This is a genomic window from Streptomyces sp. NPDC057099, from assembly GCF_042671245.1.
GTDB classification, from domain to species: Bacteria; Actinomycetota; Actinomycetes; order Streptomycetales; family Streptomycetaceae; genus Streptomyces; species Streptomyces purpurascens.
The window spans coordinates 43,937-68,817 of sequence record NZ_JBHUTX010000012.1; the positions used below are offsets into that span (position 1 = coordinate 43,937).

The 24,881-nt window shown below is 71.9% G+C and carries 19 protein-coding genes; 12 read left to right on the plus strand and 7 right to left on the minus strand.

The genetic code is table 11. The features are described from left to right. Positions 1 to 72: 72 nt before the first annotated feature. Positions 73 to 1,941, plus strand: a complete 1,869-nt coding sequence (locus ACFT4A_RS18095) for a serine/threonine-protein kinase (RefSeq protein WP_382831189.1) — start codon at positions 73 to 75, stop codon at positions 1,939 to 1,941. A 127-nt stretch (positions 1,942 to 2,068) separates the two neighbouring features. Beyond that, a complete protein-coding gene (locus ACFT4A_RS18100; RefSeq protein ID WP_382831191.1) occupies positions 2,069 to 3,622 on the plus strand; it encodes a substrate-binding domain-containing protein in 1,554 nt (517 codons plus the stop codon). Between the two features lie 10 nt (positions 3,623 to 3,632). Here the strand turns inward: ACFT4A_RS18100 and ACFT4A_RS18105 are convergent, their stop codons facing one another. Further along, complete coding sequence (locus ACFT4A_RS18105; protein ID WP_382831194.1) at positions 3,633 to 4,391, minus strand: SLATT domain-containing protein; 759 nt, start codon at positions 4,389 to 4,391, stop codon at positions 3,633 to 3,635. A gap of 268 nt (positions 4,392 to 4,659) precedes the next feature. On the opposite strand from ACFT4A_RS18105, the gene ACFT4A_RS18110 reads away from it, so the two are divergent. The 3 genes from ACFT4A_RS18110 to ACFT4A_RS18120 all read left to right on the plus strand — a co-directional run bounded on the left by ACFT4A_RS18110 (position 4,660) and on the right by ACFT4A_RS18120 (position 6,380). Further along, positions 4,660 to 5,001, plus strand: coding sequence for a YbaB/EbfC family nucleoid-associated protein (locus tag ACFT4A_RS18110; RefSeq protein WP_078899404.1), 342 nt, complete (start codon positions 4,660 to 4,662; stop codon positions 4,999 to 5,001). Between the two features lie 127 nt (positions 5,002 to 5,128). Beyond that, entirely contained in the window at positions 5,129 to 5,728 is a 600-nt protein-coding gene (recR, locus tag ACFT4A_RS18115) for a recombination mediator RecR (RefSeq protein WP_003991835.1), read from the plus strand. After that, entirely contained in the window at positions 5,721 to 6,380 is a 660-nt protein-coding gene (locus ACFT4A_RS18120) for a DUF5063 domain-containing protein (RefSeq protein ID WP_382831196.1), read from the plus strand. Before recR ends, ACFT4A_RS18120 begins: the two co-directional genes overlap by 8 nt. On the opposite strand, the gene ACFT4A_RS18125 is transcribed toward ACFT4A_RS18120, so the two are convergent. After that, the gene (locus tag ACFT4A_RS18125) at positions 6,373 to 11,028 is read right to left on the minus strand and encodes a hypothetical protein (protein WP_382831198.1); all 4,656 of its coding nucleotides are present in this window, start codon (positions 11,026 to 11,028) and stop codon (positions 6,373 to 6,375) included. The genes ACFT4A_RS18120 and ACFT4A_RS18125 overlap by 8 nt on opposite strands. A gap of 194 nt (positions 11,029 to 11,222) precedes the next feature. Here ACFT4A_RS18125 and ACFT4A_RS18130 point away from each other — a divergent pair, with 194 nt between their 5' ends. After that, entirely contained in the window at positions 11,223 to 11,399 is a 177-nt protein-coding gene (locus ACFT4A_RS18130) for a hypothetical protein (protein WP_382831201.1), read from the plus strand. Between the two features lie 53 nt (positions 11,400 to 11,452). Here the strand turns inward: ACFT4A_RS18130 and ACFT4A_RS18135 are convergent, their stop codons facing one another. Then, a complete protein-coding gene (locus tag ACFT4A_RS18135; protein WP_382831204.1) occupies positions 11,453 to 12,289 on the minus strand; it encodes a PhzF family phenazine biosynthesis protein in 837 nt (278 codons plus the stop codon). Positions 12,290 to 12,440: 151 nt separating this feature from the next. Between ACFT4A_RS18135 and ACFT4A_RS18140 the strand changes: the two genes are divergently transcribed. Then, on the plus strand, positions 12,441 to 12,977 hold the full coding sequence (locus tag ACFT4A_RS18140; RefSeq protein WP_382831206.1) for an SgcJ/EcaC family oxidoreductase: 537 nt from the start codon (positions 12,441 to 12,443) through the stop codon (positions 12,975 to 12,977). Positions 12,978 to 13,007: 30 nt separating this feature from the next. On the opposite strand, the gene ACFT4A_RS18145 is transcribed toward ACFT4A_RS18140, so the two are convergent. Then, complete coding sequence (locus ACFT4A_RS18145) at positions 13,008 to 14,348, minus strand: sensor histidine kinase (protein WP_382831208.1); 1,341 nt, start codon at positions 14,346 to 14,348, stop codon at positions 13,008 to 13,010. After that, positions 14,345 to 15,040: a response regulator transcription factor gene (locus ACFT4A_RS18150; RefSeq protein ID WP_382831211.1), complete on the minus strand. Its 696-nt coding sequence runs from the start codon at positions 15,038 to 15,040 to the stop codon at positions 14,345 to 14,347. Before ACFT4A_RS18150 ends, ACFT4A_RS18145 begins: the two co-directional genes overlap by 4 nt. A 235-nt stretch (positions 15,041 to 15,275) precedes the next feature. On the opposite strand from ACFT4A_RS18150, the gene ACFT4A_RS18155 reads away from it, so the two are divergent. The 4 genes from ACFT4A_RS18155 to ACFT4A_RS18170 all read left to right on the plus strand — a co-directional run bounded on the left by ACFT4A_RS18155 (position 15,276) and on the right by ACFT4A_RS18170 (position 19,860). Then, the gene (locus tag ACFT4A_RS18155) at positions 15,276 to 16,568 is read left to right on the plus strand and encodes an aspartate kinase (protein WP_215119958.1); all 1,293 of its coding nucleotides are present in this window, start codon (positions 15,276 to 15,278) and stop codon (positions 16,566 to 16,568) included. After that, complete coding sequence (locus ACFT4A_RS18160) at positions 16,568 to 17,653, plus strand: aspartate-semialdehyde dehydrogenase (RefSeq protein ID WP_382831214.1); 1,086 nt, start codon at positions 16,568 to 16,570, stop codon at positions 17,651 to 17,653. The genes ACFT4A_RS18155 and ACFT4A_RS18160 overlap by 1 nt, the downstream gene beginning before the upstream one ends. Positions 17,654 to 18,148: 495 nt before the next feature. Next, on the plus strand, positions 18,149 to 18,724 hold the full coding sequence (locus ACFT4A_RS18165) for a SigE family RNA polymerase sigma factor (protein ID WP_382492703.1): 576 nt from the start codon (positions 18,149 to 18,151) through the stop codon (positions 18,722 to 18,724). Between the two features lie 98 nt (positions 18,725 to 18,822). Then, on the plus strand, positions 18,823 to 19,860 hold the full coding sequence (locus tag ACFT4A_RS18170) for a hypothetical protein (RefSeq protein WP_382831215.1): 1,038 nt from the start codon (positions 18,823 to 18,825) through the stop codon (positions 19,858 to 19,860). 38 nt (positions 19,861 to 19,898) lie between these two features. Here ACFT4A_RS18170 and ACFT4A_RS18175 read toward each other — a convergent pair whose 3' ends face one another. Continuing rightward, positions 19,899 to 20,681: an SURF1 family protein gene (locus ACFT4A_RS18175; RefSeq protein ID WP_382831217.1), complete on the minus strand. Its 783-nt coding sequence runs from the start codon at positions 20,679 to 20,681 to the stop codon at positions 19,899 to 19,901. Between the two features lie 180 nt (positions 20,682 to 20,861). On the opposite strand from ACFT4A_RS18175, the gene ACFT4A_RS18180 reads away from it, so the two are divergent. After that, positions 20,862 to 22,730 carry a prolyl oligopeptidase family serine peptidase gene (locus tag ACFT4A_RS18180; RefSeq protein ID WP_382831219.1) on the plus strand — a complete coding sequence of 623 codons (1,869 nt, stop codon included), beginning with the start codon at positions 20,862 to 20,864 and terminating at the stop codon, positions 22,728 to 22,730. Between the two features lie 249 nt (positions 22,731 to 22,979). On the opposite strand, the gene ACFT4A_RS18185 is transcribed toward ACFT4A_RS18180, so the two are convergent. Beyond that, entirely contained in the window at positions 22,980 to 24,878 is a 1,899-nt protein-coding gene (locus tag ACFT4A_RS18185) for an NAD-binding protein (protein WP_382831223.1), read from the minus strand. Positions 24,879 to 24,881: the final 3 nt, after the last annotated feature.

A 24,881-nucleotide genomic window follows, 5' to 3' on the forward strand; every position in this document is an offset into this window, starting at 1 on the left:
CCAGGTCACCCCGCCCCGCCCCCGCACTATTCTCGATCTGTTGCTCACGTGTGGGGGGAAGGCGGCTGAGCGATGGAGAAGCTGGGGCTCGGGGATCCCGTACGCATCGGTGCCTATCGGCTGCTCGCGCGGCTCGGCGCCGGCGGTATGGGGCAGGTGTATCTGGCGCGCTCGGAGCGGGGCCGTACGGTCGCCGTGAAACTCGTGCGCGAGGAGCTGGCCGCGCAGGAGGAGTTCCGGGAGCGGTTCCGGCAGGAAGTGGGGGCCGCGAGGCGGGTCGGCGGGTACTGGACGGCGCCGGTGCTGGACGCGGACACCGAGGCGGCGGTGCCGTGGGTCGCCACGGGGTATGTCGCCGGGCCGAGTCTCCAGCAGGTCGTCGGGCACGACCACGGTGCCCTGCCCGAGCGGACGGTCCGCATCCTCGCGGCCGGGCTCGCGCACGCGCTCAAGGACATCCACGCCGCCGGCATCGTCCACCGCGACCTCAAGCCGTCCAACGTGCTGGTCACCATCGACGGCCCGCGCGTCATCGACTTCGGTATCGCACGGGCCCTGGAGACCGTGACGGACGGCGGGCTCACGCGCACCGGCGCGCTCGTCGGATCGCCCGGCTTCATGGCGCCCGAGCAGGTGCGGGGCGACCGCATCACCCCGGCCTGCGACGTCTTCTGTCTCGGCTCCGTCCTCGCCTACGCCGCGACCGGCGCCCTGCCCTTCGGCACCGCCAACAGCGGTGTGCACGCGCTGATGTTCCGCATCGCCCAGGAGGAACCGGACCTGACGGGCGTCCCCGAGGGCATCGCCGACCTCGTACGCGACTGCCTCCGCAAGGACCCCGCCGCCCGCCCGACCCTCGACCGCGTCCTGGAACGCACCGGCGCGGACGACACCGTCGCCGACGGCCGCGCCCTCGACCCATGGCTGCCGGGCGCACTGGTGGCCCAGTTGGGTCGGCATGCGGTGCGCTTGCTGGAGACAGAGGATCCAGAGACCCAAGGGGCGCGGGGCCCTGACATGGGCGGCTCCGCCGCGTGGGCGCGACCAGCCCCCACCGCCCCGCAGCCGGAGTACGGAGCCGACGCCACCCCCGAACACGCCCCGACCACCGACGAATCGTCGCCGACCCCTGCGCCGCAGGCACCCACCGCCCCACCCCCACCGGGTCCGCCAGGCGAGGGCCCACCGCTGAACCACCTGCCCACCATGGCCGCGAGCCAGGGCATCCCGCCCGGCCCCTACGCACCCCCGCCCCCGTACCCGGCACCGGCCTACGGCTACCCCCAACAACACCCCCAGCCCGGCTCCACCCCGCCCTACGGCCCACCGCCCTACGGCACGCCCCCGCCCTACGGCCCCCCGCAAGACCCGCCCCGCAACGGCCGTTCCACCGCCCTGCTCGTCGTGATCGCCCTGGTCGTCGCGCTGGCCGCCGGCGGCTCGGTGTACGCGCTGATGCAGGGCGGCGAGGGCGACCGGGCCGACGACCGCCCCACCCCCACGCAGGACACCGGCGCCCCCTCGGACTCCGGCTCCTCCCCGCAGGCCTCGCAGCCGGACACCACCGCATCCTCCCCGGCGGACGGCGCGATCCCCACGGCGTACCTCGGCACCTGGACCACCACCATCGACAACGCCGACGGGCAGCACACCCGCTCCCTGACGATCCAGCAGGGCGAACCGGGCGACACGGTCCTGTCCCTCGTGGCCGACGGCCCCACCAAGGGAGGCGGCACCTACCACTGCGTGTTCGAGGGCGAGCTGACCGACGATCCTGGCTCCGACGGCCCGTTGAACATCGGCCCGTCCACCGTGACGGTCGGGCAGCCGCGCTCCGCCTGCACCCCGGGCGAGGCCACCGAGGTCACCCTCCTGACGGACTACACGCTCCAGCGCGTGAACACGAGCAGCGGGGAGCGGCTGACGTACTCCAAGGAATGACCAACTTCCGGTTGCCCCGAGGTCGTTGAACGTTCGGCGAATTCAAGCCGACGAAATCCGGATACCCGCTCGTACAGCCGTACGGTGACCGGACGATCGAGTCCGGGCGGCGGCGGGGGCACCCACGGTGGAGTGGTTGAGCGCGGAGAACCTCGTGGCCGTGGCGACGGCCCTGCTCGGCATCATCGCCTCGGGCGTCATGGTCTGGTACGAGCGCCGGGTACCGCGCCGCAAGCGCGTGGGCTACCGCGTGCAGATGGACAATGCCATCGGCGACGACGTGCGCTCGGGCCGCGCCAACCGCCGTCTCGGCCTGTTCGACGAGGCGCCCGGCATGGCCGACGCGACCCTGGTCCTGCTGCGCATCGAGAACGACGGCTCGCAGGGCATCGACCGCGACGACTACACCGGCCCCGAACTGCACGGCCTGACCGCGGTGTTCGCGGGCCGTACCGTGCGGGGCGTCTCGGTGACCCAGCCGTCGGACACCGACCACCTCATGGACCATTTCACCGCGGCCCGCGGCTTCGCCTACGACGGCAACACGCTGCGCATGCCCCGCGTCCCGCTCAACCGGGGCGACCACTTCAAGCTGCTCGTGCTGCTCGCCGGCGGCGATGTCGGCGACGAGATCCGGCTGGTGGGAGGCCTGCGTGACGGCGAGGTGCACCCCAACCGCAGTGCCACGCCGGACGACAAGCCGCCGCTGTTCAGCCGGGCGGCGCGGCTGATCACCCTCGCGCTCACGGTGAGCGTCGTGACCCTCGCGGCGATCGTCGTCGTCCAGGACGACACCCCGCCCCCGATCGGCTGCGCGAGCGGCACCCTCACCCTCACCGGCTCGACCGCCTTCGCGCCCGTCCTGCGCGAGGTGGCCGCCAAGTACGAGCGGGACTGCGGCGGCGACCCGGTCATCGAGGTGGACGCCCACGGTTCGACGGCCGGGATCCGGGAACTCGCGGCGGCCGGCGACCGGGCGGTACGGGACGGGCGGGGCTCCCCGCCGGTGGTGGCTCTGTCGGACGGCCCCAAGCCGGCCGGCCTGCCCGCACTGCGCGAGAACCGGGTGGCGGTGTCCGTCTTCGCGCTGGTGGTCAACGACGACGTGGGCCTGAGGAACCTCTCCACGGCGGACGTACGGCGCCTCTACCGGGGCGATATCCGCAACTGGAAGCAGCTCGGCGGCCCGGACCTGCCCGTGCACCTGGTCAGCCGGGACGCGGGGTCCGGGACGCGGCAGGTCTTCCAGCGCCGGGTACTGGGCCGGGGCGAGATCGCCAACTCCTCCGTCGACTGCGTCCACAAGGACGACCCGACGGCGGACGTCATCCGCTGCGAACTCGACTCCACGGAACAGGTGCTGACGACGGTCGCCGGCCTCCCGGGTGCCGTCGGTTACAGCGAACTGAACCTGGCCGCCCGCGCGAAGGGCCTGCACTCCCTGCGCCTGGACGGCGACCCCGCCTCCGTCGACGCCATCGAACACGGCACGAGCGCCTACCCGTACCGCGAGATCGAGTACGCCTACACCTACGGCCGTCCCCCGGCCGACTCCCTGGCGTCGAGCTTCCTGACGTACCTCTCCCGAGGCAACGGCCAGGACGTCACCCGCACCCACGGCCACGTACCGTGCTGGACCCCGGAGGGTCTCAGCCTGTGCGCGCAGGGCGACGAGAACTGACCCCGCACTCTCACCGCGGCTCCGGCGGCCGCTGTCGGGGCATGTTCGGCCGGGCGCCGCCCCCCGGTGGCGGGACGGAGAACCGCCCGTTCACACCCCCCACCTCAGCCCCTCGCCCCCCACCGGACAACACCACCGCCTGCATCCCCACCGGCGCACCCCCGGCCCGGAACTCGCCCATCCAGTCCCCGGTCTCCACCCGGACCAGCTCACTCACGTCCTCGGTGAACCTCCGCAGCACCCCGAGACACCGCTCGGCGGCCTCCGCGGCCGTCCCCTCCGCCGGCCCCAGCACCTCCCGCACGCACTCCGCCGCCCAGTCGAACTGCAACGCCTGCAACCGCCGCTGCACGGCCTGCGCGGTGGCCACGTCCCGCATCCAGCCCGACGTCACCCCGAAGTACCGGTCGACGGCCACACACGCCACCCCCAGCAGCAGCGCCAGACACCCCCAGGGCGCGACCCCGCCGGCGACCCCGGTCAGCTCCAGCAGGGGCAGCGCGACGCCGGTGACCGCCCCCACCGCGGCCCCGGAGCGCAGCACCCGCGCGCACCGCCGCTTCCACACCCGGTCCGCGAGATACCAGGCCGCCGTCCGCAGCGCCCCGCGCTCCACCCACCGGTACAGCTCGTCCAGCCGGACCGCCGGCTCGCCCCAGTCCCCGAGCGGAAAGGCCCGCCCCGTCAGATCGCCCGGCCCCGGCCGGACCGCCCCCTCGCCCCGTCCGTCCTGAGGCGGCACCTCGGGCTGCATCTCCGGCTGACCCACCCGGCACTCCCTACTGACCACGAACGACCACGCGCGGTCCCAGCCGACTCACACTGCGCGACGAACGACACACCTGACGCGCCGGACCCTTCCTACCCCCCAATGGGTGGCGAAGGCGCAGCTTTCGCCTCTTTTCCGCCCGGAAGTATTCCTTGATCCGGTATAGGGCGCGAGAGGGGATCACTCGAAAGAGTGCTGGGGCGACGGCAGGCCTGACCACGTAGGCTCGTGCCGAACGGGAAAACCCGTACCGAGCAAGGAGCTGATCGTGATCCCCGGTGGTGGCCAGCCCAATATGCAGCAGTTGCTCCAGCAGGCCCAGAAGATGCAACAGGACCTGGCACAGGCACAGGAGGAACTGGCGCAGACGGAGGTCGACGGGCAGGCGGGCGGTGGCCTGGTGACCGCGACCGTCACCGGCGCCGGCGAACTGCGCGCCCTGAAGATCGACCCGAAGGCGGTCGACCCCGACGACACCGAGACGCTGGCCGATCTGGTCGTGGCGGCGGTCCAGGCGGCCAACGAGAACGCGCAGGCGCTCCAGCAGCAGAAGCTGGGCCCGCTCGCGCAGGGTCTGGGCGGCGGCGGCATCCCGGGGCTGCCGTTCTGAGACGCCCGCCGCCTTCCTCGGACGGGCGGCTGACAACTACGGTACGTACGGGAAGGCCGTACGCGACGACCGACCTCGAAGACCGCGAATTCCTCGAAGGTCTCGAAGTCCCAGGAAGGGCAGTCCGTTGTACGAAGGCGTGGTCCAGGACCTGATCGACGAGCTGGGGCGGCTGCCCGGCGTCGGTCCCAAGAGCGCCCAGCGGATCGCCTTCCACATCCTCCAGGCCGAACCGACGGACGTACGGCGCCTCGCCCAGGCCCTCATGGAGGTCAAGGCGAAGGTCCGCTTCTGCGCGACCTGCGGCAACGTCGCGCAGGAGGAGCTGTGCAACATCTGCCGCGACACCCGGCGCGACCCCGCGGTGATCTGCGTGGTCGAGGAGCCGAAGGATGTCGTGGCGATCGAGCGGACGCGTGAGTTCCGGGGCCGGTACCACGTCCTGGGCGGCGCGATCAGCCCGATCGACGGGGTGGGGCCCGACGACCTGCGCATCAGGGAGCTGCTCGCCCGGCTCGCCGACGGCACGGTCACCGAGCTGATCCTCGCCACGGATCCGAATCTCGAAGGCGAGGCGACCGCCACGTACCTCGCCCGCATGATCAAGCCCATGGGCCTGAAGGTCACCCGCCTGGCCAGCGGCCTCCCGGTGGGTGGCGACCTGGAATACGCGGACGAGGTCACCCTCGGCCGCGCCTTCGAGGGGAGACGACTCCTAGATGTCTGACGCCACGCTGCACGCGACCGATCAGAACCCGGACGACTTCGCGGTCCAGATCGCGGACCAGGTCGAGAGCTTCCTGGTCGCCGTCACGGAGGTCGCGAAGGGCGACGAGCCGGAATCGGCCGTGCCCTTCCTCCTCCTGGAGGTCTCGCAACTCCTCCTGGCCGGCGGCCGGCTCGGCGCGCACGAGGACATCGTGCCGGACGAGCGCTACGAGCCCGACTCGGGCCCCGAGCCGGACGTCGACGAACTCCGCGAGAACCTGGCCCGCCTGCTGGACCCGATCGACATCTACTCCGAAGTCTTCGACCCCTACGAGCCCCGCAAGGCCCCGGTCCCGGCCCGGATCTCCGACGACCTCACGGACGTCATCACGGACCTGCGCCACGGCATGGCCCACTACCGCGCGGGCCGCACCACGGAGGCCCTGTGGTGGTGGCAGTTCTCCTACTTCTCCAACTGGGGCTCCACCGCCTCCGCGACCCTCCGCGCCCTCCAGTCGGTCCTCGCCCACGTCCGCCTCAACCAGCCCCTCGCCGAACTCGACGGCCTGGACACGGACCAGGGCATCGGCGACGACACCCTGGAGTTCGAGGCGGGCAGGGTCATGGCGGAGGAGATCGGCGGGCCGTTGGGGATGCGCGAGGTCAAATAACCTCGACCGGCCGGGCGGCGCGCGGCTCCTGTTCCATGATCAGGCCGGGTACTTCGGGCAGCGCGGCGCGGACGGCGTCGCGGATGCGCTGGAGATCGACGTCCAGACGTTCCAGCCGCTCCACGAGTTCCCGGGCGGGCAGGTCGAAGTGGCGGGCGATGTACAGGAAGTCGGAGAGCGGCTCGGCGAGGCCGGTGGGCGGGGTCCGCTTGCCCGGGGCGGGTTTCAGCCGGGAGATCCGGTGGTCGGTCTCGTCCAGTCGGCCGATCCGGTCCTCGGGGACCCGGAAGCCGAACGCTGACAGTCGTTCCGCGATCTCGTGGGGTTCCTTGGACAGCCTCCGGGTGACGGCGACCAGACGGTGCAGGGGGACGGGCCGGCCTTCATCGAGCGGCTGCTTGGTCTCGTCGTCCAGGCCGAGGAGGTAGTGGTCGAACGCGTAGGCATCCTCCGGTGCCGCCTCGAGCGGCGCGACCAGACCGTACTGGGCGAGACGGTCGACGACGGTCCGCGGTGGCATGCCGAGGCCTGAGGACTTCAGGACCACATGGTGTACCGACACCGGTCGGTCCGGGGAAAGAGGCGCCCCGGAGGACCCGGGACGCCGATTCGCCTCGAGCAGGATGTCGTCCTGCGCCTCGGCGCTCGGAGGGAACGGGATGTCCGGTGGTACGAGACCGTAGGCGCGCAGCCGGGATGCCACCTCCGCGGGCGGGAGTCCGGTCTCGATCGACGCTCTCGCCACCTGATGGATCGTCACGGAGTCGTCCGCCGGGATCCAGGGGGCCTTGGCGTTGGCGTGGGCGCTGAGGATCACCACGTCGGTGTCCCGCGCCCGGTTCGGCAGCGCGGCGGGTGTGGGGAGTCCCAGCGCCTCGATGCACCGGGCCATGTCGGACGGGGGCACGCCCCGCGCGGATGAGACACGGGCCAGTACACCGGGCGGGATCGCGTCCTTCTCGCCGAGGCTTCGCCACTCACGGGCGCCCCACCCCCATTCCGTGCTCCGCCGGAGGAAGTCGTCGGCCTGCTCTTCCCGGGCGGGGGCGAGTTCCGGACGGAATCCGAGGGCCCGCAGGTCCCGTGCGACGTCGGGCACTGTCCGCTCCAACTCGGCCGCGGCGTGCAGCACATGGCCGAGGGGAACCGGCTCCTCGGGGTCCAGCGGGTCCTTCCCGCGCAGGTGGTGGCTGACCAGACGCAGTGTCCTGTCGTCCGCGGCCTCCAGCAGGGAAGTGTCCGCCGTGACGGTGAAGCCGAACCACCTCAGCCACTGGACGGCCGTGCCGAGGCCGATGCCGAGCTCGCGGTGGGCCTTGAGGAGGTGACCGGGAGCCACGGGTCTGCGGACACCGAGCCAGGGGCTCCGGCCGTTCAGGTTGTTGCTGAGAAGGACCAGTGCCCGCTCGTCCACGTCCTCCGCCGACGGGTCAGGTTCCGGGACGGTGAGTCCGAACGCCCTCATGCGCCGGGCGGCCTCACCGAGACTGATGCCGAACTCGGCACGGGCCTTGAGCAGGTGACCCGGGGGCACTCGACCGGCGCCGCTGATCCAGGACGACAGCGAACCCCGGCGGAGCGGAGGGGTCAGGTCACCGCTCATGAGCGCGAGGTTGATCTCGTCGACGACGGGATCCTCCTCGGTCGGTCTCGGTGTCGGCAGGCGCAGTTCTCTCAGGCGCTCCACGGCCTCGCGGTAGGAGATCGCACGGATGCCGGCCAGGAACAGCGCGTGTCCGGGAGCGGACAGATGGTTCTCGATGTCCGGGAACGGCCAGTGGCGCTCGTTCCAGGCATCGAGGACAGGGGTGCACGCGAGGACATCGGACGGAATTGCGGGAAGCACCCGCTCCACCTGCTCCAAGTCCGGAACGACCGCCGAGAGGGCCGTCAGCTCGGCGTTGGGCCGGTGGGCCAGCAGCCGCCAGAGCAGGATGCGGTCGTCCATGGTGCCGCCCACCCTCCCGGCCGGGGTCTCGCCCAGGGCTGCCTCGTAGTCCCTGAGCGTGGAGTCGCGCTGGTGGACGGTCAGAGCGTCCAGGGGGAAGAACCCCGTGGCGGCCACGGCCGACCGATGACCGTGCAGTTCCATCTCGTACCCCGCCGCTCCCGCCGCCTCCGTCACGATGTCGGCGAGCCGGGGACTGTGGCCCGCGACCTCGGCGAGCCACTCGGGGTCCAGAAGCGGGGGATCGGCCGACAGGAGCGTCGGCAGCGCGGCCCTGAGCAGGGACTCCACGTCCGCGCAGACGTCGGTGTCCAGGATTTCCGTGCGGTCCACGGAGAGTCGGCGGGGCCGGGTCCTGCCGGTGAGGTTGACCACGGCACCGCGCAGTCGGCGCGTGTCGCCCGGGTCGGTCAGAACGCCTCGCCGTACCCGGGGTTCGGTGTGGATCCCGTCGACCAGGACGCCTCCGCCGGACCGGCACCAGACGACCTGGCCGTCCGTCCCGTCCGGTCCGGCCGACCAGGAGACCAGGCGGCCGTGGGCCTCGAAGCCGTCGGTTCGCAGCCCGAGTGCCTCCCGCGGGCGCAGGACACCGGGTTCCCAGGTCACGGTCTGCCCGCCCTGCCGGGCGGTGGTCGCGAACTCCGCGATTCCCAGGAGCCTGCGCAACTCCCGTACGCAGGAAGGTGCCTTGTCGTCGTCCCGCAGATACAGGCGGACCGTGGTGCCGATGGATCCCGGGCGGTCGGTGGGCCGGACCCGGAAGTAGTGGCCGGGGCCGCTGATCAGGACCGTGATCTCACGTAAGCGACCGTCGACGCCGTTCATGTGACAGGTGGTCACGCGGATCTCGTCGGCGAGCATGAAGTAGCTGAGCACGCCGATGCCGAACCGGCTGTTCGGATGCATGGTGACGCCACGGCTCTGCCACTCCTGCCGTTCCTCCTGGAACCGCGGAAGATCGGTGAAACGTACGCCGGCCTGCGAGAACACCTCGGACAGGGTGACCTCGTCCATGCCGACGCCGTTGTCCTCGCACTCCAGGTAGTGCCGTTTCTCGTCCTCGTCGTACCCCTGGGTGAACTCGATCCGCCCCACGTACCCGCTGACGGTCTCGGCGGCCTGGGACCGGGCCCGGCGGTAGCGGCAGGCGTCCAGGGCGTTCTGGTACAGCTCGCGGATGGCGAGGGACCGGTCGCGGTAGAGGTTCTCCCCCATGAGGAGTTCCTGGACGCGTTCCTCGTCGAGCCGGAAGCGGATGACACCGCCGACGGGGACGGCCTTGCCCTCGGTGTCGACTTCACGGACCTCCTCGACGCCCGTGTACAGGGGCAGCGCGTCGAAGTCGGGCGCCGCGGCCCGCCGGACGGCCCGCAACAGGGACTCCAGCCGGTGCGCGTGCTCGGTCAGGGCGGCCACCACGGCGGGATGGCCGCAGCCGGCCCTGAGCCCGATGCCTTCCCCGCGCGGCTGCCAGGAGGCCTTGTCCACCGTGCCGAGGAGCCTCGCCGGGTCGAGGGGGTCGGGAACGCCCACGTGCCGGACGATCACCGAGGAGAGGTCCGTGGCCTCGACCGCCATGCCGTGCGCGACGGCGAAGAGGGATCCCACCAGCCGTTCCCGCACGACCTGGAAGTCCCGGCCGTCGAAATCCAGTTGGTAGGGGTACTCACGCAGATGGTCCGGACGGGCGGCGTCGAACAACTCGTTCGGTCCGGAGTGGGCGGAGCCCAGCAGGCGCGCCAGGAGCTCCGGGTCGAGTACGGCCTCGAGGCCGGTGCCTTCGGCGCCCACGGCCGACAGGAACTCCGTGAGCCGGCCCGGCTGTCGTCCCGCCCACTGGTGGAACAGCCACCACCCGATCTCCCGCCGCCCGTCGGGGCGATCCTTCAGGGCACCCAGCTCCGCACGCCGGACGAGCCGTTCATGGCCGCCCAGCAGCACCTCGTACATCCGCCGTTCCTCGTCCGGCGCGGCCCGCTGCCCGAGGTCCGTCGGATCGACGCGGGACAGTTCCGCCGCCGTCCGCGACCGGTGCGCCTGATGGACGAAGGGGAGCAGGGCGATGAGCGTGGCCTCGGCGGGGGAGACGAGGACCGTGCCGCGGCTCCGGAGCAGGCCTATGAGCCAGTTGGTCCAGCGGGAGATCCGGCGGGCCAGGTTGACGTCGTGCCACGGGTCGTCGTCGAGCTCCGCCCGCGCCTCGACGTACAGCTGCGCCAATCGGTCGGCGGTTCTTCCGGCCTGTGTCCTGAGGGCTTCGGCCTGCTCCGTCGCGCCCGGCCCCGTCAGCTGCCAGGCCGGGGAGCCCGTGACGTCCTCCCGCCAGCACGGCCGGGCGCCGGAGGTACGGGAGGTGGCGGGGGGAGGAACACCCGGGCCGGTGAGCCCGTTGCCCTTGCCGTGATTCGCGCGCGCCTGTGCCGCCAGGGTGCGCCAGCGTTCCTTCGTCGGGATGCGCACGGCCGGGTTCCTCCGACGCGCGATGCTCTCGAGGGCGCCGACGAACAGCACCACGCGTGCGTCGGTGCGGGGGACTCTGCGCATCTCCAACCAGTCCGCGACGCTGCTGTCCGACGGGGCATCACGGGGGGAGGCCAGGACTGCCCGGATCACCGCGTGCACGGCGGCCGTGTCGGGCTTCTCGGCCAGCTGCAGCAGCCTGGCCAGTTCCGTCCAGTACGTGTGTGGTTCCTTCATGGCCCCCGTACCCGTGCGCTCGTGCCGCCCGATGGTCCCGAGTCGGGCGAGTCGGCCGACTCGGAAAGTTCCAAGCTACCGAGCTGACCTGCGGAGCAAGCCCCGATCGCCCAGATTGCCCGGCTCGGCGGCCGGCCCTCTCCCGGCACCTTCATGGACGTTCCCGCCGTCCCGAGGCCCCCGAAGGAGCCGCCATGGATCCGCTTCTCGTCGCCGCCCTGTGCCTGTGCAGCGTCCTCACCCTGCTGATCGTCGCCTGGGCGGCCGTACTGTTCGTGCGCTCCGCACTCGACGGAGCCGAATCCAGGGACCGGGCCAGGATCCTGGGTGCCCTCGCGGAGGTGATCCGGGCGGTGCGGGGGAGGCGGTGATGCCGAAGGCGGACGGAGCCGCGTCTCCGGCCGGCCGCGGTGGCCGGCAGGAATCAGAGCCGTACGGCCGGGCCGGTCACCGCGATTCCGGTGGTCGGCTCCGCCGGTACCGTCACCGTGATCGTGCTCGGCCGCCCCATGTCCACGCCCTGGTGGACCGTCAGGGTGGCCGGGGTCGGTACGAGGCCGAGTTCCCGCAGGTAGCCGCCGAAGGCGGCCGCCGCCGCTCCCGTGGCCGGGTCCTCCGGTACACCGCCCGGCGGGAACGGGTTGCGGGCGTGGAAGACGGTGGGCGACTCCCGCTGGACCAGGTCGATCGTGGTCCAGCCCCTGCGGGCCATGAGCGTGCCGAGTGCCGCCATGTCGTACTCCAGGCGGGCCAGCCGGTCCCGGCTCGCGGCGGCGAGGACCGGGTGCCAGGCTCCGGCGAAGGCAGCCCGGGGAGGCAGTGCCGGGTCCAGGTCCGCCTCGGACCAGCCCAGGATCGCCAGCAGTTCGGCCAGGTCGCCCTCGTCGATGGGTGCCGTACGAGGGGCGACGCTGACCAGGGTCGCCACCAGGGTGCCGTCCGCCGACCGTTCGGTGGTGACGGTGACCGGGCCCGCAGCGGTGCGCAGCAGCAGGCGCCCGGTGCCGTGCCGCTCCGCGTGGGCCACGGCCGTGGCGATCGTCGCGTGGCCGCAGAACGGCACCTCGGCGAGCGGGCTGAAGTACCGCACGTCCAGGGTTCCGTCGCCGGACGCCACCACGAACGCCGTCTCGGAGTAACCGACTTCGGCCGCCGTCGCCAGCATCGTCGCGTCGTCGGCCCCGGTGGCGTCCAGCACCACACCTGCCGGGTTTCCGCCCCGGGGATCCGTGCTGAATGCCACGTAGCGCAATATCTCCATGCGCAGACGGTAGCGCCCGCCCCCTCGGTCACACCGCGTGTTTTGGGGGCTCCTTGTACGTCCCCTGTACGCGGGCTGCACGGGCCCTAACCGGTGGGACGCGAGTCTGGAGTCACTTCACCGACTCCACTCGATCTCACCGGAGATGAACATGACCCGCCACCCCGCAGCCACCTCCATACGCAAGCGCGTCGCCGTCGCCACCGGCGTGGCCGTGCTCGCCGCCGGCACCTTCGCCGCCGGTGCCGGGGTCGCCGGAGCCGACTCCGGGAGCAAGGGCGGGACGTCCGCCAGGACGATCACCAAGGCGCAGGTGCTCGGGCTGTTCGACAACTGGAACGCCGCGCTGCGGACCGGCGACCCGAAGAAGGTCGCCGACCTGTACGCGAAGGACGCGGTCCTGCTGCCGACCGTCTCCAACAACGTGCGTACCGACAGAGCCGAGATCGTCGACTACTTCGAGCACTTCCTGCGGAACAAGCCGCAGGGGAAGAAGATCGAGTCCGTCGTCGACGTCCTCGACCGGAACACCGTGATCGACACCGGCGTGTACGAGTTCGCGCTCACCGACCCGAGGTCGGGCGAGAGGAGCGACGTCAAGGCGCGCTACACCTACGCCTACGAGAAGCAGCCGAACGGCACGTGGCTGATCGTGAACCACCACTCCTCGAAGATGCCCGAGGGGTGAGCAAGGCCCTGTGAGCCCCTGAAAGGGCCCTCAGCCGCCGGCCCGGTGGGGCGCCGCCCGTAGCGTGATGGTCACGCACAGGCCGCCGCCCGGGGCGTCCGTCAGCGCCACCGTGCCGCCGTCGTCCGTCGCCAGTTGCCGGACGACGGCGAGGCCGAGACCCGAGCCGGACTTCCCGGTCAGGCCCTGGCCCCGCCAGAAACGGTCGAAGGCGCGGGACTTCTCGGCGTCCGACATGCCGGGCCCCTCGTCCAGCACCGACACCCCCACCACATCGCCCCGGGGGTCCACCCGCACGGTGATCGTCCCGCCGTCCGGTGACACCTCCAGGGCGTTGGAGAGCACGTTGTCCAGCATCTGGTCCAGATGACCGGGACTGGCCAGCACAGACGGCCGGCCGTCGGCACTCCCCCTGAGCGCGATGGTGACTCCGCGCTCGTCGGCGGCCGGTCTCCACACGGCGAGCCGTTCCCGTACGAGGTCCATCAGCGGGAGCGGCTCGGCCGCCGCCACCTTGGCCTCGGCCCGGGCCAGCACCAGCAGGCCGTTGACCAGGCGGCTCATCCGGACGACCTCGGCCGTCGCCTGCTCCACGTCCTCACGTACGAAATCGTCGTCCACGCCGTCCGCGATGTTGTCCAGGGACAGCCGCAGCGCGGTGAGCGGGGTGCGCAGCTGGTGGGACGCGTCCGCCACGAAGATGCGCTGGGCGGCGATCAGCGTGTCCAGGCGTTCCGCGCCCTGGTTGAGGGTGCGGGCCAGGGTCTGGGTCTCCGGCGGCCCGGTCACCGGGGAGCGGGCCGTCAGGTCGCCGTCACTGAACTTGCTGGCCATGTCGTTGAGCTGCCGCAGCGGCCGGGTGATACGGCGGGCGGCGAACGCGCCGATCGCGGCGGCCGCCCCGAGCACGATCACTGCGAGCCCGGCCCGGAAGCCCCAGATCTGCCAGAGCCGCCAGGTCATGTCCGAGGTCGAGTAGACGATCCGCACGGCCGCGTCCCCCCGCGCGGGGACGGTGACCTTCAGGTGCTCGCCCCAGACGAAGTCGGACCCCCAGTCCGTCGTCACCTCGTTCTTCTCCGTGGCCCGGGTCAGCGCCTCGTCCGCGGCGGGCTCGGGCAGCTTCGGGTCACAGGAGGCGGTGGGGGTCGCCTGTACGTCGCCGTACGCCCTGGCCACCTCGGTCAGGGCCTCGCAGGAGGCGCCGGTGCCGTTGCTCAGCAGCAGCGCCATCGTGTTGGCCTCGCGCAGGACGGACTGCCTGGTGTCGTCGCGCAGCTGCTTGGTGAGGGTGAACGCGACCGGCACCGTGAACAGGAGGATGGCCACCGCGACCAGGAGGATGTAGCTCCGGATGAGCTGCCGGTTCATGAAGCCCCGTCGTCCTTGACGATCTCCAGCCGGAAGCCCACCCCGCGTACCGCGTCGATCGCGATCGCCCCGGCGAGCTTCCGCCGCAGCGCCGCCACATGCACGTCCAGCGTCTTGGTCGGCCCGAACCAGTTCGCGTCCCAGACCGCTTCCATGATCTGCTCGCGCGACATCAGCGCCCCGGGCTCCTCGGTGAGGAAGGCCAGCAGGTCGTACTCCTTGGGCGCGAGGGCCACCTCCTCGCCGTCGAGGCGCACCCGGGCCGCCTTGCGGTCGATCGTCAGGCGCGTGCCGTAGCGGTCGGGGCCGGGCGCGGGGGCGCCCGCCGCGGGCGTACGGGCCTGCGTGCGGCGCATGACCGCCCTTATCCGGGCGATGACCTCCCGGACGCCGAACGGCTTGGAGACGTAGTCGTCCGCGCCTAGCTCCAGGCCCACCACCCGGTCCGTCTCGTCGCTGCGGGCGCTGATCACGATGATCGGGATGTCGCCGCGCCCGCGCAGCGCCTTGCAGACGTCCAGGCCGTCGGTGTCGGGCAGCCCGAGATCCAGCAGGACGACGTCGTAGGGGCCCTCGTGCCGCAGCGCCGCCGCGCCCGTGGTCACCCATTCGACCTCGAAGCCGTAGCGCCTCAGGCCACGGCGCAGGGACTCGGCGACCGGCGCATCGTCTTCCACCAGAAGTACGCGCACAGCCGAACCTTAGTGCTTGAAAGTTGGCTTACCGGCGTCGGTCGGGGGACGATTGTGACGCCGGGCACTTTCTCGCGTGGCCTGTGTCCAGGTGGGCATGAGCAGGTCTGAGCGAGTACCCCTGAAATCTCATCATGCGATATCGCGGAAGGGATTTTCGGACGCTCGATAGACTGAGCCGACCGCGGTACGAATGCGTATGAGCGGATAGAGACGGATTGAGCGAGGAGCGCACGTGGGCCTTGTCGTGCAGAAGTACGGAGGCTCCTCCGTAGCCGATGCCGAGGGCATCAAGCGCGTCGCCAAGCGAATCGTGGAAGCGAAGCAGAACGGCAACCAGGTGGTTGCCGTGGTTTCCGCGATGGGCGACACGACGGACGAGCTGATCGATCTCGCCGAGCAGGTATCCCCGATCCCTGCCGGGCGCGAGCTCGACATGCTGCTGACCGCCGGAGAGCGGATCTCCATGGCGTTGCTGGCCATGGCGATCAAAAAGCTGGGCCACGAGGCCCAGTCGTTCACCGGCAGCCAGGCAGGTGTCATCACCGACTCGGTCCACAACAAAGCGCGCATCATCGATGTCACGCCGGGCCGGATCAAGACCTCGGTGGACGAGGGCAACATCGCGATCGTGGCCGGTTTCCAGGGCGTCAGCCAGGACACCAAGGACATCACCACCCTCGGCCGCGGCGGCTCCGACACCACGGCGGTGGCCCTGGCCGCCGCCCTCGAAGCCGACGTGTGCGAGATCTACACCGACGTCGACGGCGTGTTCACCGCCGATCCGCGCGTGGTGAAGAAGGCCCGGAAGATCGACTGGATCTCCTTCGAGGACATGCTCGAACTGGCGGCGTCCGGATCGAAGGTGCTGCTCCACCGTTGCGTGGAGTACGCCCGGCGGTACAACATCCCGATCCACGTCCGGTCCAGCTTCAGTGGACTCCAGGGCACCTGGGTCAGCAGCGAGCCAGTTGTTCGAAAGACGCAGCAGCAAGGGGAAAAGCAGGTGGAGCAGGCTCTCATCTCCGGTGTCGCGCACGACACCTCCGAGGCCAAGGTCACGGTCGTCGGTGTGCCCGACAAGCCGGGCGAGGCGGCTGCGATCTTCCGCGCGATCGCCGACGCCGAGATCAACATCGACATGGTCGTGCAGAACGTGTCCGCGGCCTCCACGGGCCTGACGGACATCTCCTTCACGCTGCCGAAGACCGAGGGCCGCAAGGCCATCGGCGCGCTGGAGAAGAACAAGTCCGGCATCGGCTTCGACTCGCTGCGCTACGACGACCAGATCGGCAAGATCTCCCTCGTCGGCGCCGGCATGAAGACGAACCCGGGTGTCACGGCCGACTTCTTCGGCGCGCTGTCCGACGCCGGTGTGAACATCGAGCTGATCTCGACCTCCGAGATCCGCATCTCGGTCGTCACGCGCGCCGACGACGTGCCCGAGGCCGTCCGTGCCGTGCACTCCGCCTTCGGGCTCGACTCCGACAGCGACGAGGCTGTCGTCTACGGAGGCACCGGCCGCTGATGGCCCACCTCCGACAGGACGCCCGGACCGGCAGGTCCGGGCGTCCGACGCTTGCCGTGGTGGGCGCGACCGGGGCCGTCGGCACGGTCATGCGCCAGATCCTGTCCCAGCGGGCCGACGTCTGGGGCGAGATCCGGCTGATCGCCTCCTCCCGCTCGGCCGGCCGCAAGCTGGCCGTGCGCGGCGAGGAGACCGAGGTCATCGCGCTCACCGAGGAGGCCTTCGACGGGGTCGACGTCGCCATGTTCGACGTCCCCGACGAGGTCGCCGAGCGGTGGGCGCCGCTGGCGGTCGCCAAGGGCGCGGTGGTCGTCGACAACTCCGGCACGTTCCGGATGGACCCGGACGTGCCGCTCGTCGTTCCCGAGGTCAACCCGCACGCCGTGCGGATGCGGCCGCGCGGGATCATCGCCAACCCCAGCTGCACGACGCTCTCCATGATCGTGGCCTTGGGCGCGCTGCACGCCGAGTTCGGGCTGCGCGAGCTCGTCGCCTCCTCGTACCAGGCGGTCAGCGGCGCCGGGCGGGCCGGCGTGGCCACCCTGCGCCAGCAGCTGTCCCTGGTCGCCGGGACGGAACTGGGCACCGGCCCCGGTGACGTACGGCGGGCCGTGGGGGACAACACCGGGCCTTTCCCGGAGCCGGTCGCGCTGAACGTCGTGCCGTGGGCCGGTTCGGCGCGCGAGGACGGCTGGTCCTCGGAGGAGCTGAAGGTGCGGGACGAGTCCCGCAAGATCCTCGGCCTGCCCGATCTGCCCGTGGCCGTCACCTGTGTCCGGGTGCCGGTGATCACCACGCACTCGCTGACCGTGCACGCCCGCTTCGAGGGCGAGGTCACCGTCGAGGGGGCCCGCGAGATCCTCGCCACGGCGCCCGGTGTCGTGCTGTTCGACAACCCGGCCGCCGGGGAGTTCCCGACCCCCGCCGACGTCGTGGGCACCGACCCGACCTGGGTCGGACGGGTGCGGCGGGCGCTGGACGACCCGACGGCGCTCGAACTCTTCGTGTGCGGGGACAACCTGCGCAAGGGCTCCGCGCTCAACACCGCGCAGATCGCCGAGGTGGTGGCCGCCGAGCTGGCCTGACTCCCGCGCAGCGAAAATCCTCCGGCCGCCGGGGTGGGCGGTTTGTAGGATCTGTGTGCGACATGTGAGCTGATCGATGGTCCGGACCACTTGTCCGGGGCGCTTCGGCATCAGAGGATTTATCTCCCCGTCCTCCGCAACCGTGCGGAGGGCGGGGAGCGTCTTTGCGGTCGCCCTTCGGCCGTGCGAGCGCTTCATCAGGCGTGGGGACGCCTGGAACCGGGCGTGGGGACGTCCGTTCACAATTGGACATAGGGGAAGAGCGGGACGCATGAGGGCATTTGACGCACCATCTGTTGTGCAGCCTGACGCGGGTAGACCGTCGACGGCGACGGTCGGCGTGAAAGTGACGCCCGGCACGTACAACCCTCACCGGGGTCAGCGTGTCCAACAGGCGTGGCAGAGGTACTCGACTTCAGCGCGGCACGCGGCACGGTCCTACGACCGCCCCGTCCGGCGGCTTTCCGACCCCGCATGGCCGGTACGCCCGGTGGCATGCCGGTGATCGCGCCCGTGCCCGCAGCGCGGCCGGCCCGCATACCGAACCAGCGTGACGGTGCCGAGGACGACGCGGCGGCCGGCACCACCGTCGACCACCTCACCGAGACCTACCGCGCGCACTACCGCTCGCTGCTGGGTCTCGCCGCCCTCCTCCTCGACGACACCGCCTCCTGCGAGGACGTCGTCCAGGAGGCCTTCATCCGGGTGCACTCGGCCCGCAAGCGGGTCCGCGACCCCGAGAAGACCCTGGCCTACCTGCGGCAGACGGTCGTCAACCTCTCGCGTTCCGCGCTGCGCCGCCGCATACTCGGCCTGAAGCTGCTGTCGAAGCCCATGCCCGACATGGCCAGTGCCGAGGAAGGCGCCTACGACCAGCTGGAGCGCGACTCCCTCATCAAGGCGATGAAGGGGCTGCAGCGCCGCCAGCGCGAGGTGCTGGTGCTGCGCTACTTCGCGGACATGACCGAAGCACAGGTCGCCGAGGCCCTCGGCATATCCCTGGGCTCGGTCAAGGCGTACGGCTCGCGCGGCATCGCGGCGCTCCGGCTGGCCATGGAGGCACCGGCATGAGCGCCCCGGACAGCGCGGGACGTGACGGGCCCGACCGGCACGAGCCGGCCGGGCCGCACGGGCAAGATCCGAAGCAATCGCACGCTGGGAACGCAACTGTGAACCACGGCCCCGACGACCAGAGCCCCGAGGGGTTCGACTCGGACGAGCTGGACCTGCGCACGATGCTGCATCAAGTGGTGCAGGAGGTGGAACCGCGCGACGGCACGCTGGAGTACCTCCGCAAGGCGGTGCCCCAGCGGCGGACCCGCAAGCGGCAGGCCGTCGTCGGCATGGCCGCGGCCGCGCTGTTCATCGGCACGGCCGTCCCCGCTCTCGTGCACGTCTCCAACTCCACCGGCTCCGACGCCAACCCGTCCGCCATCGGCCACGCCTCCGAGACCCAGGGCGGCGTGAGCCAGGGCAAGGGACCGGACGGCGGTGAGAGCACCTCGGGCGGCACCTCCGGCAAGCCCGAGGGCAAGGACAAGGGCGAGAAGAAGGAGGAGGACAAGGGCAAGGGCACCGGCGCCGCCACCGGCGCGACCCAGGGCGCCGACCCCTCCTCCACGACCGCCGCCGGCATCGCGGCCTGCACCGCGGCCCAGCTCGGCCCCGCCGCCGGCAGCAGCGCCGCCCCCGACTCCACGGGCGCGGTCTACGGCTCCTTCCGCGTCACCAACGTCTCCGCGGCGAGCTGTACGGTCACCGGCCCCGGCTCGGTGAGCGCGCTGCCGCAGGGCACGGCCGACATCAGCAAGGTCAGCACCGCCCGGCACGCGGCCGGGGACGCGGCGGCGGGCCTGCCCGACCCGTCCCTGGAAGCGGCCCAGCTGGTGCTCGCGCCCGGAGCCGCCTACGACGTGAAGTTCGCCTGGGTCCCCACGGAGACCTGCCCCACCCCCGGCGGCAGCGTCGGCGGCCCCGGCGACCCGAGCCCCGAACCGACCCCGTCGGGCGACACGACGGACACGGGCGGCACCTCCACCGGCGGCGAAACGGGCACGGCCCCGCAGCTGGCCACGGAGGACGGCACGACCGACGGCAGCGTGGCGGTGACGTACACGCCCGGTACCGGCTCGGGCGCGAACTCGGTCACGGTGTCCAACGCGTGCGCGGGGACCGTGTACTGGACGGGCGTACTGGCGGGCGCGTAGAGACGGGCCGGCCTTTCCCGGCAGGGGGGTGGTCGCCCTCAGGCGACCACGCGCTCCTCTTCCTCCTGGACCAGGCCCAGCTCCGCGTCCCGCGCGAACTCCACCTCGCGCCGCAGCAACCGGAACCACATGAAGATCACGAACCCGACGAAGGCGAACCACTCGGCGGTGTAGCCGAGGTTCTGGAACGCCTTCAGGTCCAGCCCCGAGTCCGGCGGGGCGCTCGCGGGCACCGCCTTCATGCCCGAGTCGCCCTTGGCGAGCGTGACCCACGCGTCGTACACGTCGTACGGCACCAGGTTCACCAGGGACGCCGCGCTGATCGCCGCGGTCTGCCCGGACGGCAGGCCGCCCTGCGCGCTGACGCCGTTGTCGCCCGGGGTCTCGGACGCCTGGAGCGCTCCCTTGACCGTGACCTCACCGGTGGGCGGGGCGGGGGCCTCGGCCGCGTCCGGGGAGCCGGGCAGCCAGCCGCGGACGACCGGGAGTGCCTCGCCCGAGTCGGTGCGCAGCAGTGTCAGGACGTAGTAGCCCCGCTTGTCGTCGAGCTCCCGGCCCGGGACCAGCAGCTGCTTGCCGTAGCGGCCGGTCGCGGTGACCTGCTTGCCGGACGTCGCCTTGGTCACCGGCAGCATCTTCGCGAGCGGCCGGGGCGCCTCGTGCCGGGCCTCGGAGACCTGCTCGGTCGCGGTGCGGTGGTCCTGCACGCGGTCCTCGAACCGGCCCAGCTGCCAGGACCCCATGAAGATGCAGAAGGGGATGGACAACAGCACGAAGACGTTGATCCCCCACCATCGGGGCGTCAGCAGAAACCGGTACACACCCCAAAGGTACGGGGCTGCCCGAAGGGTCCGGACTGCGGGGTGGGCGCCGTTCGGCACCGCTCGGCCGGGTGCTCCCGGGGCGTTCCCTGACCTGCTGGGAAGGGGGACCGGTGGAGGTTATCCACAGGCTGGGGGCCTCGGCAGCGCGATGTCGGTCGGGGCGGGCAGTATGGGGTCATGACTGAGAGCAACGCGTCCGATGCGCAGGACCGGCGGGACCGGCACGAGCAAGTGGTACAGGCGGGACAGCAGGAGCGGATGCCGGACTGGGAGAAGCGCTTTCGCGCACCCCGGGTGTCCCTGCCCGACTGGGCGGAGGACGCGCCGGACCGCTCCCTGTTCGTGTCGAACGCGACAGGGACGTACGAGCTGTACGCGTGGGACCGCTCGACGGGCGACCAGCGCCAGGTGACGGACCGGCCGAACGGCACGACGGACGGCGTGCTGTCCCCGGACGGCGCGTGGATCTGGTGGTTCGACGACAAGGACGGCGACGAGTTCGGCGTGTGGCGCCGCCAGCCGTTCGCGGGCGGCGAGGACGAACCGGCCGCCGCGGGCCTCGAGGCCTCCTACCCGGCGGGCCTCGCCCTCGGCCGCGACGGGCGCACGGCGGTCGTGGGCCGCTCGACGGACGAGGACGGTACGACGATCCACCTCGTCCGCACCGGCGAGGACCCGGTGGAGATCTACCGTCACCGCGAGTCCGCCGGCGTCGGCGACCTCGCCCACGACGGCTCCCTCATCGCCGTCGAGCACACCGAGCACGGCGACGCGATGCACTCGGCCCTGCGCGTCCTGCGCCCCGACGGCACCCCCGTCGCCGACCTCGACGACACCGAGGGCGGCACGCGCGAGCTGGGCCTGGAGGTCCTCGGCTTCGCCCCCGTCGACGGCGACACCCGCCTCCTCATCGGCCATCAGCGCCGCGGCCGCTGGGAGCCCCTGGTGTGGGACGTGGCCACGGGTGAGGAGACGGACCTGGCGCTGGAGCTGCCCGGCGACGTCAGCGCCGAGTGGTACCCGGACGGCTCCGGCCTGCTCATCGTGCACGGCTTCGAGGCCCGCAGCGAGCTGTTCCGCTACGACCTCGCGAGCCGCGCCCTGACGGAGATCCCGACCCCGCCCGGCACGGTCTCCGGTGCCACGGCCCGGCCCGACGGCAGCGTGGAGTACCTGTGGTCCTCGGCCGCCGAACCGTCGGCGCTGCGCTCCACGACGGGCGGTGTCGTGCTCGACCCGCCCGGCATGAAGTCCCCCGGCTCGGTGCCGGTGGAGGACGTGTGGGTGGAGGGCCCCGGGGGCCGCATCCACGCGCTGGTCCAGAGGCCGAAGGGCACCACCGGCCCGCTCCCCACGGTCTTCGACATCCACGGCGGCCCGACCTGGCACGACAACGACTCCTTCGCGGCGGGCCCGGCGGCCTGGGTCGACCACGGCTACGCGGTGGTCCGGGTCAACTACCGCGGCTCGACGGGCTACGGCCGTGCCTGGACCGACGCCCTGAAGCACCGCGTGGGCCTCATCGAACTGGAGGACATCGCCGCGGTCCGTGAATGGGCCGTCACCTCCGGCCTCGCCGACCCCGACCGCATCGTCCTCACCGGCGGCTCCTGGGGCGGCTACCTCACCCTCCTCGGCCTCGGCGTCCAGCCCGACGCGTGGACGCTGGGCATCGCCGCGGTCCCCGTCGCCGACTACGTCACGGCGTACCACGACGAGATGGAAGCGCTGAAGGCGATGGACCGCACGCTGCTCGGCGGCACGCCCGAGGAGGTCCCCGACCGCTTCGAGGCGTCCTCTCCGCTGACCTACGTCGACCAGGTCAAGGCCCCGGTCTACATCTCGGCCGGCGTCAACGACCCCCGCTGCCCGATCCGCCAGATCGAGAACTACGTCAAACGCCTGGAGAAGCGGAGCGCGATCCACGAGGTGTACCGCTATGACGCCGGGCACGGGTCGCTGGTGGTGGACGAGCGGATCAAGCAGGTGCGGCTGGAACTGGAGTTCGCGGAGAGGTACTTGAGGGAGCGGTCGAACGCCCAGTAGCTCGGGGCGCGCGGGGTGTCGGCGGCTGCGGGTGTCCGGTGGCCGGTCGCGCAGTTCCCCGCGCCCCTGGGTTGGCAATCAGCGGGCATGCGTGCCTCCCCCAGTGCCTTAAGGGCCTGGGAGATGCCCCCAGGGCGGCACGGGTGGGCGCGGGCGGCACCCCGCTGCGCCGGGTTGCGCCACGCCCCGGCCTCAGCATCAACGCCGGGCACCTCGTGACGCCGAGTCGTGCAGAGACACAGCTCGGCGTCACGCTCCCGCCCGCTCCCGCCTTCTCCGCCCCAGCAACTCCGCGAGCCCCCGCCGAGTCGCCGCCAGCACCACCCGATCCCCAGCCCCCAGCACATACGTAGGAGGCAGATCCCACACCAGTCCCGAGGCCGGCACCCGCTCCTCACCCGACGTCTCGTCCTCGTCCCGCCGCCCCCCAGGAGGCGCCGTATTGAGCGCCAGCACCCGCCAGGCCCCCGCCCGGAACGCCTCCGCCACCGTCCTGCCCTCCAGCTGCGGATGCCCGGCCACCTCCACCTCCGCGAACAGCAGCACCCGCCGCTCCACCGGAATCGCCCCCAGGATCTGCCGCCCCATCATCGCCCCGGCGAACGCGGGCGCGGCCAGATGCGACACACTCCGGCTCCGCGTGAGGGCGAACGGATGCGCGGCCCGCATCGTCCGGTACACGGCGGTCGCGAAGTCGTCGTCGTACAGCCGCAGCACGACCCGCAGATCGGGCCGCACGGACCGCGCGTACAGCGACGCCTCCAGATTCGTCGTGTCCGCACTGGTCAGCGCCAGCAGTGCATGCGCCCGATGGATCTTCGCGGCCTCCAGCACCCCCTCCTGCGTGACATCCCCGAGCACCACCGGCACCCGCAGCCGCCGCGCCGTGGCCATCCCCCTGGCCTCGGGGTCGGACTCGACGCACACCACGGGAATGTGCAGCTCCCGCAGCCGCGTCAGCACCCGCGTCCCGATCTTGCCGAGCCCGAGCAGCACCACGTGCCCGCCGAGCCCTCGCGGCGGCTTGCGCAGGTTGGACGCGCTGCGGAACGTGCCCAGGGCCTCCAGCACCGCGGCCAGCAGCACCGGCAGCAGCAGCAACCCGACCAGCCCGGACAGCAGTTGCAGGACCTGCCGCCCGGTCGACTCGTGGTACGCGGGGTCGTTGATGCCGAAGAGGTCGAGGAGCGTGACGTACGTGGCGTACAGCGGATGCTCGTCGGTCACGAACGTGAACGCGACGGCGAGCGCGAGCACGCACCCGGTCAGCCCCGCCAGCGACCACCGCAGCCGCCGTGAGAACAGCGAGGCGAACGGCGGCACACCACCGCCCCGCCCGGAGGACAGGGACGGCCCGGAGTACGACACCTGCTCCAGCACGACGGTCCCGCGCCCGGTCGCGGACGCCACCGCCATCTCGTCCGGCAGCAGTTGAGGCCCGTGCTCCCCGCTGGTCTCGGAACCGTCCGCACCGGCCGGGTCGTTGCTCGTCGCGGACAGCAGCGCCAGGGTGCACAGCCCCGGGTCGGCCACCTCGCCCGGCCGCGGCGGCTGCCGCTCCACGGCCCGCAGGACGAGCCCCTCCGTCTGGACGACCTTGCTGGTGCCGACGAGGGCGGTGGCGGCCAGCGCGGGCGCGGCCGTGTCGGCGTCGGACAGCACGGTCGTCGAGGTGTCCACGTCGGTGCCCGGCCCCGCCCCGGAGGCCACGACCGCCGTCTGGTCGAGCAGTTCCTCGATGTGCTGCCCCAACCGCCGGTTGTAGAGCCGCAGGACGAGTCTCAGGCCGGGGTTGATCCGACGGGCGGTGAGGGCCGCGCGGATGTTGGTCTCGTCGTCGTCGTACACGAGCGCCAGAGCCGCCGCCCGGTCGGCGCCCACCTCGGTGAGCACGGCCTCGGTGATCTCGGCCGCCTCCACCACCTGTTCGTTCGCGGCCGGTTCGGCGACGCCGCCCGTGCCCGCCCGGTTGACGGCCGCGCTGACCCGGTCGAACAGCGCCGCCGAGGCGGCCCGGGCCCGCCCGACCACCGGCTGCCGCACCCGGCGCCCCGACGGCGGCACGACGAGCGTGACCTGTTCGCCGTAGACACCGCGGAGTTCGGCGGCCAGCCGATGGGCGAGCCCGTCGTCACCGCATACGACCATGTG